This is a genomic window from Dyella sp. 01N36, assembly GCF_056399745.1.
The window spans coordinates 21,878-35,637 of sequence record NZ_JBFTRY010000004.1 but is presented as its reverse complement, the minus strand read 5'-3'; the positions used below and the strand labels follow the sequence as shown (position 1 = coordinate 35,637).

At 64.8% G+C, this 13,760-nt stretch carries 15 protein-coding genes; all 15 read right to left on the bottom strand.

Features of this window, described 5'->3' with window-relative positions:
- Positions 1-7 precede the first annotated feature (7 nt).
- On the bottom strand, positions 8-778 hold the full coding sequence (gene fliR, locus AC1DMG_RS01930; protein WP_477165364.1) for a flagellar biosynthetic protein FliR: 771 nt from the start codon (positions 776-778) through the stop codon (positions 8-10).
- A complete protein-coding gene (gene fliQ, locus AC1DMG_RS01925) occupies positions 775-1,044 on the bottom strand; it encodes a flagellar biosynthesis protein FliQ (RefSeq protein ID WP_046973101.1) in 270 nt (89 codons plus the stop codon). The genes fliR and fliQ overlap by 4 nt, the downstream gene beginning before the upstream one ends.
- Positions 1,041-1,832, bottom strand: coding sequence for a flagellar type III secretion system pore protein FliP (gene fliP, locus AC1DMG_RS01920; protein WP_477176993.1), 792 nt, complete (start codon positions 1,830-1,832; stop codon positions 1,041-1,043). Before fliP ends, fliQ begins: the two co-directional genes overlap by 4 nt.
- Positions 1,832-2,200 carry a flagellar biosynthetic protein FliO gene (gene fliO / locus AC1DMG_RS01915; protein WP_477176992.1) on the bottom strand — a complete coding sequence of 123 codons (369 nt, stop codon included), beginning with the start codon at positions 2,198-2,200 and terminating at the stop codon, positions 1,832-1,834. The genes fliP and fliO overlap by 1 nt, the downstream gene beginning before the upstream one ends.
- Positions 2,201-2,205: 5 nt before the next feature.
- The gene (fliN, locus tag AC1DMG_RS01910) at positions 2,206-2,544 is read right to left on the bottom strand and encodes a flagellar motor switch protein FliN (protein ID WP_477176991.1); all 339 of its coding nucleotides are present in this window, start codon (positions 2,542-2,544) and stop codon (positions 2,206-2,208) included.
- Positions 2,541-3,557 (bottom strand): flagellar motor switch protein FliM, encoded by a 1,017-nt coding sequence (fliM, locus tag AC1DMG_RS01905; RefSeq protein ID WP_441602975.1) that lies wholly within the window; start codon positions 3,555-3,557, stop codon positions 2,541-2,543. Before fliM ends, fliN begins: the two co-directional genes overlap by 4 nt.
- 13 nt (positions 3,558-3,570) lie before the next feature.
- Entirely contained in the window at positions 3,571-4,071 is a 501-nt protein-coding gene (locus AC1DMG_RS01900; RefSeq protein WP_441602976.1) for a flagellar basal body-associated FliL family protein, read from the bottom strand.
- A gap of 900 nt (positions 4,072-4,971) precedes the next feature.
- Positions 4,972-6,159 carry a flagellar hook-length control protein FliK gene (locus tag AC1DMG_RS01895; protein ID WP_477180139.1) on the bottom strand — a complete coding sequence of 396 codons (1,188 nt, stop codon included), beginning with the start codon at positions 6,157-6,159 and terminating at the stop codon, positions 4,972-4,974.
- A 34-nt stretch (positions 6,160-6,193) separates the two neighbouring features.
- A complete protein-coding gene (gene fliJ / locus AC1DMG_RS01890; RefSeq protein ID WP_441602978.1) occupies positions 6,194-6,628 on the bottom strand; it encodes a flagellar export protein FliJ in 435 nt (144 codons plus the stop codon).
- Positions 6,625-7,986 carry a flagellar protein export ATPase FliI gene (gene fliI / locus AC1DMG_RS01885; protein WP_477180138.1) on the bottom strand — a complete coding sequence of 454 codons (1,362 nt, stop codon included), beginning with the start codon at positions 7,984-7,986 and terminating at the stop codon, positions 6,625-6,627. Before fliI ends, fliJ begins: the two co-directional genes overlap by 4 nt.
- The gene (locus AC1DMG_RS01880; protein ID WP_441602980.1) at positions 7,983-8,630 is read right to left on the bottom strand and encodes a flagellar assembly protein FliH; all 648 of its coding nucleotides are present in this window, start codon (positions 8,628-8,630) and stop codon (positions 7,983-7,985) included. The genes fliI and AC1DMG_RS01880 overlap by 4 nt, the downstream gene beginning before the upstream one ends.
- Positions 8,627-9,622 carry a flagellar motor switch protein FliG gene (gene fliG, locus AC1DMG_RS01875; protein WP_441603154.1) on the bottom strand — a complete coding sequence of 332 codons (996 nt, stop codon included), beginning with the start codon at positions 9,620-9,622 and terminating at the stop codon, positions 8,627-8,629. Before fliG ends, AC1DMG_RS01880 begins: the two co-directional genes overlap by 4 nt.
- 123 nt (positions 9,623-9,745) lie before the next feature.
- The gene (fliF, locus tag AC1DMG_RS01870; RefSeq protein ID WP_477176989.1) at positions 9,746-11,449 is read right to left on the bottom strand and encodes a flagellar basal-body MS-ring/collar protein FliF; all 1,704 of its coding nucleotides are present in this window, start codon (positions 11,447-11,449) and stop codon (positions 9,746-9,748) included.
- A gap of 48 nt (positions 11,450-11,497) precedes the next feature.
- A complete protein-coding gene (gene fliE, locus AC1DMG_RS01865) occupies positions 11,498-11,821 on the bottom strand; it encodes a flagellar hook-basal body complex protein FliE (RefSeq protein ID WP_441602982.1) in 324 nt (107 codons plus the stop codon).
- 206 nt (positions 11,822-12,027) lie between these two features.
- Positions 12,028-13,449 carry a sigma-54 dependent transcriptional regulator gene (locus tag AC1DMG_RS01860; protein WP_441603155.1) on the bottom strand — a complete coding sequence of 474 codons (1,422 nt, stop codon included), beginning with the start codon at positions 13,447-13,449 and terminating at the stop codon, positions 12,028-12,030.
- Positions 13,450-13,760 lie beyond the last annotated feature (311 nt).

Here is a 13,760-nt window from a genome sequence, read left to right as displayed (position 1 = left end):
GTATCCCTCAACCGCCTGCCAGCTCGTGCATCAGCGTCCATGCGGTGTTCTGCAAGGACTCGAAGGCACCCGGCAAGGTGTGCAGCGACAGCCACAGCGCGACGAAACCCAGGGTCACCGTGATCGGGAAACCCACCGCGAACAGATTCATCGACGGAGCCGCACGACTGATCGCGGCAAAACCGATGTTGACCATCAGCAGCGAGGTCATCGCCGGCAACGCCACGCGCACCGCGCCGCCAAACAGGTGCGTGGCGAATGCGACCACGGCATACAAGCCCTTGGGATCGATCACTGCCTGCCCCGGCGGCAAACTGTGAAAACTGTCGGCCAGCAGCGAAATCAAACGCAGATGCCCGTTCATGGCGAGGAACAGCAGCATCACCATCAACAGATAGAACTGGCTGAGCACCGGCGAACTGCCACCGCCACGAGGGTCCACGGTTTCGGCAAAGCCCAGGCTCATGCTCTGTCCGACCAACTGGCCGCCGAGCGACACCGCTTCGAAAGCCAGTTTCAACACGAAGCCGATCGATGCGCCCATCAACAACTGCGCCACCATGGTGGTGATGCCGTCGGCCGTCATCGGATCGATCGTGGTCGGCGCGAGCGGCGCCAACACCACGGTCAGCATCAACATGATGGCAAGGCGAAAGCGCTGCGGCAGCACCGAGTCGCCGAACACCGGCGCGACCAGGCACAGCCCACCCACGCGCGCCATCGCCCACAACAGCGAGCCAATCAGCCCCTGCAACTGGGCGAGCTGCACCGTGGTCACTTCACTGCCCCGGGCAGACTCTCGATCAACTGGCGCGTGAACTGCACCAGCGTGCGCAGCATCCAGGGGCCGGCGATCAGCGCGACCGCGGCCATGGCGACGACCTTGGGGATGAAGCTCAAGGTCATTTCGTTGATCTGCGTGGCGGCTTGCACCACACCGATGATCAGGCCTACCAGCAGTGCGGTGAGCAGCAGGGGGGCGGCCACCATCATGGCGACGTAGAGCGCGTGCTGGCCGAATTCGATGACTGACTCAGGCGTCATGAGTAAAAACTTCCCGCCAGCGTACCCAGCAGCAAGGTCCACCCATCCACCAGCACGAATAGCATGATCTTGAACGGCAACGAGATGATGGTGGGCGAGACCATCATCATGCCCATCGACATCAGCACGCTGGCCACCACCAGGTCGATGATCAGGAACGGAATGAACAGCAGGAAGCCCATCTGGAACGAGGTCTTCAGCTCGCTGGTGACAAAGGCCGGCATGGCGACGCGAAACGGCACGTCTTCCTTGCTTGCGTAAGGCTGCTCATTGGCCAGGTGCGTGAACAACTGCAGATCCGCATCGCGCGTCTGGTCGAGCATGAAATGCTTAAACGGTGCGGCGGCGGCAGGCACCGCCTGCTCGGCCGTCATCTGGCCGTCCATATACGGCTTCACGCCATCGGCATAGGCGTGATTGAGTACCGGCGACATCACGAACAGCGTGAGGAACAGCGACAGGCCCAGCAGGATCTGGTTGGACGGCGTGGAACTCGTGCCCAACGCCTGACGCAGGAAACTCAACACGATCATGATGCGCGTGAATGACGTCATCATCAGCAGCACGGCCGGCAGCAACGTCAGCACCGTCATCAGCGCCAGCAACTGCAACGACAGCGTCCAGTTCTGGGCGCCGCCCGGCGCGTTCTGCACGGTCAGCACAGGAATACCGGCCGGCGACGACGGCATCTGCGGCATGGAAGGCATCGCGGGCATGGCCGGCGCCGCCCACAGCAGCACCGGACACAGCATCAGCAAGACCAGGAGAATCCAACGAGCGTGCTTCATCACTTGCGGTTCCAGCGGGCCAGCACGTCGCCGAACGGCGCGATCGGCGGTTGCGGACTGGCTTCCGGTGCGGGCGCCACGCCTTCGTAAACGTGCAGCGTGCGCATGCCGCCCTGCCCCATGCCGATCAGCAGACGCTTGCCGTCTGCCTCCACCAGCATCAGGCGATCGCGCGCACCCACCGCCATGGTTTCCACGCAGCGCATGCGGCGCCCGCCCGGCGTCGTGCGTGCCTGCAGCCGACGGCTGAACCAGCCGGCCACGAAGATCAGCGCAATGATCGCCGCGAGACTCAACACCACGCGCACCAGCTCGCCACCCACATTAATCTCGGGCGCAGCGGCAACGGGAAGGACCAGGGCCATCATCGTGCTCACCGCAACTTGCGCACGCGCTCGGCCGGGCTGATCACGTCGGTGAGACGGATACCGAAGCGGTCGTTGATCACCACCACTTCACCGTGCGCCACCAGCGTGCCGTTGACGAACACGTCCAGCGGTTCGCCGGCGGAGCGATCGAGTTCCACCACAGAACCCTGGTTGAGCTGCAGCAAGTTGCGGATGCTGATGCGGGTGCGGCCCACTTCCATGGCGAGCGTGACCGGTACATCAAGAATCATGTCGAGGTTGACTTCGGAGCCTTCGCCCAGCGGGGCGGTCAGCTGATCGAATTCGACGCGCTGGGTAGCGCTGGCGGCGTCATTGGGGGTCATGCGAGGTCAATCTCCAGGGTGGTTTCGGTCGACAGGCGCACTTCGCGGCGCCCCGTCTGGGCATGGAAGCGGACGGCAGTACGGCCGTTGTGCTGGCCGTAGCGGCCGCGGAACACGGGCACGTCTTCGGCGAATACCGTGCTGAATTCCGGCAGCTGGATCGGCAATACGTCGCCGGGACGAAGACGCAGGAATTCACCGATGCTCAGGCGCGTTTCGAGCAGCAGCGAGCTGAGCTCCACTTCCGCATCCAGCACTTCGTCCTGCAGCGTTTCGGCCCAGCGGTGATCGCGATCGACGCGGTCGCTCTGCACGCCGGCATCGAGCAAGGTGCGGATCGGCTCGACCATGGCATACGGCAGGGTCAGATGCACTTCGCCGCCGCCGCCGTCGAGTTCGATATGGAACTTGGACACCACCACCGTTTCGGTGGGGCTGACGATGTTGGCGAATTGCGGGTTGATTTCGGAATTGAGGTATTCGAAGTTGAGCGGCAGCACCGGCGCCCACGCCTCCACCATCGAGGCGAACAACTCGGTCAGCATGATCTGGATGACGCGGTTTTCGGTCGGCGTGAAATCGCGACCCTCGATGCGCGCATGGAAACGGCCGTCGCCACCGAAGAAGTTGTCGATCACGGTGAACACCAGGCGCGGCTCCATCACCACCAGCGCGGTGCCGCGCAGTGGCTTGATGCGCACCAGGTTGAGGTTGCTGGGCACGGCCAGCGCATGCACGTACTCGGCGAACTTCATCATCTTCACGCCGAGCACCGACACTTCGCAGGTCTTGCGCAGCACGCCGAACACGGCCGTGCGGAAGAAGCGCGCGAAGCGATCGTTGACCATTTCCAGCGTGGGCAGGCGACCGCGCACGATGCGGTCCTGCTGGGTGAAGTCGTACGAGATCACCGCATCGGGCGGCAAGGGCTCGTCATTGCCCGTTTCGACGGCGCCACCTTCCACGCCGTCGAGCAGGGCATCGATTTCTTCCTGTGAAAGCAGGTCGCTCATCGCCGCTGTCCCGTCACTGCATCACGAAGCTGGTGAAGTACAGCGCTTCCACGCCCGGACGCCCCAGACGCTTCTCGATGATCTTGCGCACCGCGTCCAGCGCCTGCGCCTGCAGTTTCTGCTTGCCCGCGGCGTCGCTGAGAATCGAGTAGTCCTGGCTGCTGAACAGCATCACCAGCGCATTGCGGATCACCGGATCGGCATCCTTGGCCGCCGCCAGCGCCGCCGCGTCATGCGACATCAGGCTCACACCCACCTGCAGGAAGCGCATGGACTGGTCGTCCTTGAAATTGACGACAAACGGCGGATCCAGCATGAGGTACTGCTCCTGCTTGGACAGCGCCACCTTCGGCTCATCCCCCTCCGCACCATGCGCACTGCTGCGAGAGTTCATCACCAGGTAACCAGTCACACCGGCCATGGCGAGCAACGCCACGCCCATCATCAGCACGAGCTTGTTCGATCCCTTCTTGGGCGCTGCGGCCGCCGCTTCTGCTTGCTCGTTCTGAGCCATGCGAAATCAATCCCTATCAAAGTTCAGTCATCGGCCACCCGCCACGGGCGGCACATGTCCGTTATCTGCAAACGGCATGCCATCGGCGGGAGACGTTGCTGCGACTGGGTTTGCGCGGTATCGCGACGGCATCGCGGCGCTTTCTTGACGCGTGTCGGGGATTGGGCGTGACGGGGTGGTGGCGGTGGTCGGAAGCTTGTCGCGCCCGGCGCCTGTCTGTGGGAGCGCACCCTGTGCGCGACAGTCACGCTGGGATGTACCGCTTCGTAGGGTTGTCGCGCACAGGGTGCGCTCCCACAAAGGGCGACCCGCAACCATTAATCCAAGATCCACGGCAAGCGCACCCTTGTAGGAGCGCACTTGTGCGCGACCGCGGCGCTGGGTGCACCGCTCCGTAGGCTGGTCGCGCACAAGTGCGCTCCTACAAAAAAGCTGCCGGCCCGCGACGCCAGGGCGTTGTTCGGCTCTTGATGTGGCTCTTGCCCTAGGGGTCCCCGTATGACGCGGCGGGCGGGTGGAGGAAAGCCCGAAGGGTGGCCGCATGGGTGCGGCCAGTTTTTCGACAGGACAGGGATGTCCTGTCGAAAAACCCCGTAACCCGCACGCGCACCTGGAGGGCGCAGCCCGGAAGGCGCGTCATCCGGGGGCCCTTCTCTTTGGTTACCTTCTCTTGGGCAAGCAAGAGAAAGTGACCCGGCCTTCCCAAAAAGGGGACTAGCTTTGCGTCGCCGGCAGGAGGACCGAAGCCCGCGGCAGGCGAGCCAGGTCGCTGTATCGCGACAACTAAACACCGAGGCTCTGGGTCCCGGCTTTCGCCGGGACGACAAATAGAAAAGTTCCCGCGAGCACCCGCCCCTCACCCCAACCCTCTCCCCGGAGGGGAGAGGGAGCAGAAGCGGGTTACGCAAACATATCCACCAACCCCACCACCTTCATCACCGCCCCCGCCACCGAACCCAACTCTCCAACACCCTCAGCCACCCCACTCTCAGACCCGGAAGAGGAACCACCCGACGTCCCGGCCTGAGCAGAACCCTGCCCCGTATTCCCCTGCCCCACCTGCGCCTGCCCCAAGGTCAAACCATGGTGCGCCAGCATCGAATCAAGCTGGCTCAGCGTCTGCTGCACGGCGTGCACGGCCTGCGGGTGTTGCGCGATGAAGGCCACGTCCACATGGTCCTGCTTCACGCTCACCTTCACATCAAGCTCGCCGAGGTCCTCAGGATGCAGGCGGATGCGTGCCTCCTTGACGTCCTGGCCACCCAGCCAGGTCACTTGCTGGCTCAGTTCCTGCCCGAACGAAGGCGACCCCACGCTCGATTGCATCGTGAGCGCACGCGGAGCGGGCGCGGTCGCCACGTTCGACGAAGTCTGCGGTTGCTGCGACATCGCCTGGGCAGTGAGATTCTTCAGTGCATCGACCGAGTCATCGCTGTGATTGCCCTGGCTCGAAGACGCCGTCAATGCCTGCAAGGCCGTGCTGAATGCATCGCCCTGCGTGCTCGGCGTGGTATCGGTCGCCGGCGCGGCCACGGCGTCATCGCCGTCGCCCACGTCCTGGGTCGCCATGGAAAGGCTTTTGTCCTCAATCCCACCCAAGCCCTTGTCCAGGTCAGCCACGCCGCCTGCCTTTGCCTGCCCCGCTGCTTGCGCAGCACCGAGCAGTGCGACGGTGGCCGGCGTCACAACGGATGCAGCCGCGGCAGTGACAGCGTCCGTCGCATCTTCACCGTCAGCCGCCGCCGGGACCGCACTGGCAGCCGCCGAAGCCGGCACGCTCTGGCCCAGCAAGGCGAGCATCGCGGCGGCAGCGGCGGGCGCGTCAGAGGCCGACTTGTCGTCGTCCTTGTCGTCCTGCTTGCTCTTGGCGGGTGACTGCGATGGAGTCGAGGGGCTGGCCTTTGCCGATGCGTGCCGGTCGTGCACGGGCCGTGACGGGTCGCTCTGCCGCGCCAACTGCTGACGGGCATGCTGCAAGGGCTTGCTGAAATCCTTGTTCGGATCGCTGGACGAAGCGCTCGTCGTATCGCTGGCAGGCGCGTTCGTGGGCGGCGGCAGATTCACCACCGCGGCAATGGACGAGGTCATACGATGATCTCCTGGAATGCGTTGATGGCGGTGCTCACGAGAGCCCCCTCGCCGGCCGGCGGTACTGATTGCGTTCGTCGACCTCGGCCTGTTCGCGGCGGTCCTCGCTCTTGCGTTCCTGCTCGCGGTAGCGGTCGATCACACTGCCCAGCGCCTGCTCGCGGGCGTGGGCTTCGCGCCACTGGTTGCGCGCGCCATCAAGGACGCGGCGTTGGCGCGCCACTTCGTTGATCTGTTGCGCGATGACCTGGTCGATGCGCTCCACGAACTGACGCCGGTTGAGCAGGGCGCTCACGCTCACCCCGCCCTGCGCCTCGGCGTACTCGGCGCGGTATTTCTGCAGCTCTTCCAGCTGCTGCTCGGCCTTGGCGAGCTTTTGCTGCTGCTCGGCCAGGCGCTGCATGGCCGTTTCCTGACGGTCGTGCGCGAGGTCGGCGGCAGGTTGCAGGCGGTTTGCGCGGGATGTCACGGCGTGCCTCCGGCGGTCAGCATTTCAAGTGCGCCAATGGCGTCGTTGAGCGTGGTCGGCGCGTCCACCTCCTGCTGCAGGAAGTCGCGCAAGCGCGGCCACATGGCGATGGCGTGATCCACCTGCGGGTCGGACCCTTTCTGGTAAGCACCCACTGTGATCAGATCGCGCTGCTGGCGATACGCCGAATAGACCTGGCGAAAACGCTGGGCGGAACGCAGGTGTTCGCGCTTCACGACCGCCGGCATCACGCGGCTGATCGATGCCTCGATATCGATGGCGGGATAGTGACCCGCTTCGGCCAGATCGCGCGACAGCACGATATGTCCGTCGAGAATCGCGCGCGAGGCATCCGCAATGGGATCGTGGCGATAGTCGTCGCCCTCGGTAAGCACGGTGTAGAACGCGGTGATGGAACCGCGGCCTTCGGCATCATTGCCAGCGCGCTCCACCAAGGCCGGCAGCATCGCAAACACCGASGGCGGATARCCCTTGGTGGCSGGCGGCTCKCCGATSGCCAGCGCGATCTCGCGCTGCGCCWKSGCATAGCGCGTGAKCGARTCCATCAGCAGCAGCACGCGCTGGCCGCGATCGCGGAACCACTCGGCGATCGCGGTGGCGTACTGCGCCCCGCGCAGTCGCTTGAGTGGCGGCGCATCCGCCGGCGCGGCGACGATCACGGCACGTGCGCGCCCTTCCGCGCCCAGCGTGTGTTCGACGAATTCCTTCACTTCGCGGCCGCGCTCGCCGATCAGGCCSACCACSAYCACKTCGGCGYYGGTGTAGCGCGYCATCATGCCGAGCAGGGTCGACTTGCCGACGCCCGAACCGGCGAACAGGCCAAGGCGCTGGCCGCGGCCGACCGTGAGCAGCGAGTTAATCGCGCGCACGCCGGTATCCAGCGGCGTATCGATCGGCTTGCGCGCCATCGGGTTGATCGGTTCGTTCTTGAGCAGGGCGTGCTCGTCCACATCGAGCGGGCCAAGGCCATCGAGCGGCACGCCGTCGGCACCGACCACCCGGCCCAGCAAAGCCATGCCCACCGGCAGGCCGCTGGTATGCGCGCATGGACGCACGCGGGCGTTGGGCAGCACGCCATGCATTTCGGTGACAGGCATCAGCAAGAGGCGTTCATCGGCGAAGCCGACCACTTCGGTTTCCAGTTCGCTGCCATCAGCCGTGGTGACCAGGCAGCGCGCACCCAGGGGCGCCTCGCAGCCTTCCGCTTCCAGCGTGAGGCCGACCACGCGGCGCAGACGCCCTTCCACGGTCAGCGTGCGCGCGCCGATGGCGCGTTGCCGACGACGGGCCAGTCGCTCCTGCCACAAGGCGGCACGCGACGGGCTGGGCGCGTTCATCCACGCACCTCGTCGGCATCTTCATCGATGCCTTCGGCTTCGGCGCCGAGCACGGCATCCACGACCGCGGCGAGCCGTGTTTCAACGCGGGCGTCGAGACGCGAGCGCTCGCTTTCCAACAGGCAATCGCCGCGCTGCAGGCTGTTGTCGGGCAGCAGCTGCCAGTGCGACTCCACCATCTCGAGCGAACGCAGCAAGGCCAGATCATCCGGATGCAGGCGCACGCGCAGGTTGCCGCTGGCCGAAGGCAGCGCCAGCGCCGCCTGGCGCACGGCTTCCACCACCAGGTCGGGGGTGGTGCGCAACTCGTGCGCCAACACCTGGCGCGCCACCGTCATGGCCAGGCGGGTCAGTTCCAGTTCCACCAGTTCATCCATGCTGCGCAGTGGACGGGCGGCCGATTCCAGCAAGGCGTCCAGTCGCTGCATGCGTTCGTGCAAGACCTGTTGCGCCTCGGCCATGCCCTGGGCGAGGCCCGCGGCATAGCCCTCTTCGCGCGCTTGCTGCTCGATCGATTCCAGCTCGCGCACGGTCGGCTGCTGCACCGGCTCTGGCGTCGGCTCGACCGCCACCGGCTCGCCCACTTCGGGCGGGAGCCAGCGTTCAAAGGGCAGCAACTTGTCACGGTTCATCACGGCGTTCATGCGACCAGCTCGTCACCTGTGCCGGAGAGATTGATGGCACCCGAATCGGCCAGCTTGCGCGCGATGGCGAGCACTTCCTTCTGTGCCGAATCCACTTCGCTGAGGCGAACCGGACCGGATACTTCCAGGTCGTCGCGCAGCATGTCGGCCGCGCGCTTGGACATATTGGCGAAGATCTTTTCGCGCACGCCGGGCTCGGCGCCCTTGAGCGCAGTAACCAGGCGGGCGGTCGGCACTTCACGCAACAGGGTCTGCATGCTGCGGTCGTCGAGGTCACCGAGGTCTTCGAACACGAACATCAATTCTTCGATGCGGCCGCTCAGGCCCGAGTCGTGGGTACGGATGGCCGCCATCAACTCGTTTTCGCGGCTGGTTTCCATCGCGTTGAGAATATTGGCCGCGGCCTTGAGGCCACCGACGCTCGCGGATTTGAGCTTTTTGGTGTTGCCGCCGGCGAACTGGCGCTCCATGATTTCGTCCAGCTCGTTCAACGCATGCGGCTGCACGCCGTCGAGCGTGGCGATACGCATCACTGCGTCGCTGCGCACGCGCGGCGCCAGGTAACCGATCACTTCGGCCGCCTGATCCGGTTCCAGATGCGCCAGCACCAGCGCGATGATCTGCGGATGTTCCTGGCCGATCATCTCGGCGATGGCGCGGCTCTCCATCCACTTGAGCGACTCCAGGCCCTTGCTGGAGCGACCAAGCAGGATGCGATCGATCAGGCCGCCCGCCTTGTTCTCGCCCAGTGCATTGACCAGGATCTTGCGGATGTATTCCTCGGTGCCGACGCCCAGCGAGGTGTGCCGCCCCATGTCTTCATTGAGGCGTGCGAGCACCATTTCCACCTGCTCACGGGTGACATTGGTGAGGCTGGCCATGGCCGAACCCACCGCCTGCACGTCGCGTGCGCTCAGATGCCTGAGCACCTCGGCCGCGTCCTGTTCGCCCAGGGTGAGCAGCAGGATGGCGGCACGCTGCGCGCCGCCGATTGGCGTTTCTGCTTTCATGATGCGTTCTGCCCGCTGACTTGTTTCACCGTCGCCTGCCGCAGAGGAGCCAGCGACGACATGCGATGTCGACGCTGGCCATGCGGACGTCGTGCGAATTCGCGCTTAGCCGCCATCTTCGCCCACCCAGCTCTTGACCACCTGCGCCACCTGCTTGGGGTTTTCGCCGACCATGCGGCGGGCCAGGCCAATGCGTTGCTCGTACGCCAGTTGCGGCGGCACGCCGAGCTTGAGCACGTCGTCGCCCTCGTCCTTGTCGTCCACGCGCACCGAAATGGTCGGCGTGTCCATGGGCATGGCACCGGCCAGGGCAAGCTCGCGACTGGTGGACGGCGCGCGCGACAAGCCGCGCAGCAACGGCCGCAGCAGGCCGAACGCCACCAGCAGTGCCACCAGGATGCCGGCCGCCTGCTTGATCAGGTCGAGCATGCCCGGACGTTCCCAGAACGGCTGTGCCGGCGTGGCCACATCGTTGCTCGGGTCCTGATGGAAGGCCTGATTGATCACGCTGACGCTGTCGCCGCGCGCCTCGTTGTAGCCCACGGCGTTGCGCGCGAGGGTCGTGAGATGTTCCAGTTCCTGCGGGGTGAACGGCACGCTCTTGTTGCCGCCCTTGTCGCCGGGCACCAGTTTGTTGTCGACCACCACGGCCACGGTGAGACGCGCGAGGCGACCCGCCGGATCGCTGACGTGGCTGATGGTGCGATCGAGTTCGTAATTGCGTGTGGCGCTGCTGGAGTTTTGACTGGGGCCGTTGCTCTGCGCGGTCGCGGCCGTCTTGCCTGCCCCATTCTTGCCCGCGGCAGGCTTTGCTGCGGTCGGCTGCGCCACGGTATTTGGCGGCTGGTTGCTCAACGCGCCAGGAATCGAAGCGTCGTTCGCTTCGCCGGTGTGCTGTTCGCTATTGGTCTGCTCGCTGCGCAGCGCGGGATGTTCGTGGTCGAACGTCTCCGTCGCCTTCTCGGTCTCGCTGAAATCCAGATCCGCATAGACCTGCGCGCGCACTTTGCCCGGGCCCACCAGCGGCGTCAGCAGTTCTTCGATGCGCTGCGCATAGGTGTTCTCGATGCGCGTGGCCAGACGCAGACGCGTATCGCCGATGGCGCTGGCGCTGCCCGCATCGGTGGTGGTGAGCAGCTGGCCCGCCTGATCGACCACCGACACCTGCTTGGGATCGAGATTGGGGACACTCGACGCCACCAGGTGGACGATCGCCGCCACCTGGCTCGCATCGAGCTGGCGACCGGCATATAGCGTCACCAGCACCGAGGCGCTCGCTTCCTTGTTGTCGCGGATGAAGGCCGACGGCTTGGGCAGCGCCAGATGCACGCGCGCAGCGCGCACCGATTGCAGACCCGCGATGGTGCTGCCCAGATCGCTTTCCAGCATTTGCTGGTAACGCGTGCGCTCGGCCAGATCGCTCATGCCAAACGGCGAATCGGCACCGGGTGCGGCCGCAGTGGCGGAGCTGCCCTGCGGCAGGCCCTGCGCGGCGAGCTTGAGGCGAATGGCCGCCAGATCGGAAGCGGGCACCATGATGGAGTTGCCATCAGCGCCCAAGGTGTACGGCGTATTGGAGGCCTGCAGCGCCTGCGTGACGGCGGCGGCATCCTTTTGTTCCAGACCGGCGTAGAGCAGGCCGTAGTTGGGGCCGCGCGACCACAGCACCACGGCAACGCCAAGGGCAACGGCGCCGGCCACACCCACCAGCAGCAACAACTGTCGTGTTGCCGGGGTGCGCGCAAGCTGCTTGAGGTCCAGGCGAGAACCGGGGCTTTCGTCGGTGGTCGCGAGGGCGTTATCGGCCATGAAGACTGCTCTTGCTTGGGGGACGCAGAAACGTCGTCAATGGACCGGTCAGACCGGCATGTTCATGATGTTGTTGTAAGCGTCGACCAGCTTGTTTCTCACCTGGGTCAACGTGTTCAACGACAGATCGGCCTTGTTGATGGCGACCATGGTGCGACCGAGGTCGGCGCCGTCATCGCCGCGTTCGAAACTTGCCGCCTGCATGCCGGCGTCGGTCTGCGCATCGGCCACCGACGAAATCGATTTCTTGAGCAGGCTGGCAAAATCGGTCTGCCCTGGCGCTGCCGCGGTAAAGGACTGCTCCGCCGGCTTGGTCTGCAAGGAGAGCTGGCGCATCTGCGACAGCAGGTTGTTGACGTCGATCTGACTCATGACGGAATTCCAACGCGTAAAGAGTTATCGAGGGTGTTACTGCACGACGTGTGCCACGAAGCCGGAAGTGAGTGGCGCGCGGTGAGCAGTGAGAGAAAGCGTGACGCAGTTCCGCTTTCCGGAAGTGAGTGAAGCGGAGTGCGTGGCGTGAGCAGGGCAAAGCCTGCCCTCTTCCGCCTCTCACTCCTCCCGACTCACTCCCGCACTTAGGCCTGCAAACTCGGCTGCAGACCGTACTTGCGCAGCTTTTCCACCAGGGTCGTGCGCTGCATGCGCAGCAGTTTCGCCGCGTGGGCCACCACGCCGCCGGTAACGTCAAGCGCTTGACGGATCAGACCCACCTCGATGTCGGCAAGGTGATCCTTAAGATCCAGGCCACCCTCGGGCAGCATCACCAGCGAATCGCTGGCCACCACGGCCATCGGCTCGGGCAGCACGGTGGAGTGACCGGTCATCAGCGACAGCAACGCCGCGCCTCGCACTTCCTCCACGATCTGCTGGCCGCGATATTTTTCCGGCAGGTCGCTGACGCGCACTTCGCTGTGCGGATAGAGAATGGAAAGACGCTCGACCAGGTTGTAAAGCTCGCGCACGTTGCCCGGCCACGCATAGTTATGCAGCGCATGCATGGCGCCGGCGCTGAAGCGCACGCTACCCAGGCCACGACGCGACAGGCGCTGGTTGAATTCGCCCACCAGCTCCGAGAGGTCGTCCAGGTGCTCGCGCAGCGCGGGCATTTCCAGCGGGAACACGCTCAGGCGGTAGTAAAGGTCTTCGCGGAACTGGCCATCGGCGATGGCGGCTTCCAGGTTGCGATGCGTCGCGGCGATGATGCGCACGTCGCAACGCTGGGTGCGATTGCTGCCCACGCGCTCGAACACACGCTCCTGCAGCACGCGCAGAAGTTTCACCTGCATCGGCAAGCTCATGTCGCCGATTTCATCCAGGAACAGCGTGCCGCCCTCGGCCAGCTCGAAGCGACCCTTGCGGGTACTGATGGCGCCGGTGAATGCGCCCTTCTCGTGACCGAACAGCTCGCTTTCCAGCAATTCGGCGGGAATGGCGCCGCAGTTGATCGCCACGAACGGCTTGTCGCGACGCGAGGAACACTCGTGGATGCTGCGCGCGACCATTTCCTTGCCGGTACCCGATTCGCCCAGCACCAGGACGCTGGAATCGAACGGAGCTACCTGGCGAACTAATGCGTTGACACGGGCCATCGGACCGGAGCTGCCCACCAGCTTCAACTCCGGACGACGCGGCGTCTGCGCCTGCGGGCCACGAAGCGTCTGCGAGAGTTGGTCGTAGCGCAGCGGGAATTCGATGATGCCGACACGGCTGTTGTCGGCGGCGGCGTCATTGCCCAGGCGCGGCAGCCATTCGGAATCGGCGGCCATCAACACCATTGCCTGATTGGACGCCGTGCCCAGCCGCGCGAACTGACGTTCGGCTTCGGCTTCATCCCATACATTGCCCACATACACGGCGCGCCATGCGTGCGTCGCTTCGTCCACCATCTCGCACTCTTCGCCGCGCTGCGGGCGATAGCCGAGAAATTCCAGCGCCGAAACGACCGACTCCGCCCTGCGGTGATCGGACTCGATCACCAGTACGTCGAACTTGCCCATGTGATGTTCTCGTGCGTGCTGCTTCATTGGTGTCCCCCTGGATTGCACCTGCTCGCTGACGACAATCCGTCGCCGTCCGCGAGTAGGAATGAGCAAGAAGAAGGCCAGCCAATCACGTTTTTTCGACGCGGCGTGGGACTTCACGCCTGCCGGTGAGCGTCACCTGATGTAAACGTTGCCAGGAAACTACGCAGCGGTACGCCACAGACCACTGAAATCGCTAAAAAAAAATCCCGAGGCGCAATGCTCGGGATGGTGACCCTGTGCGACACCCTTTCGAGATGTGCGTCAAAGAACGTTCGTGTCGGGTT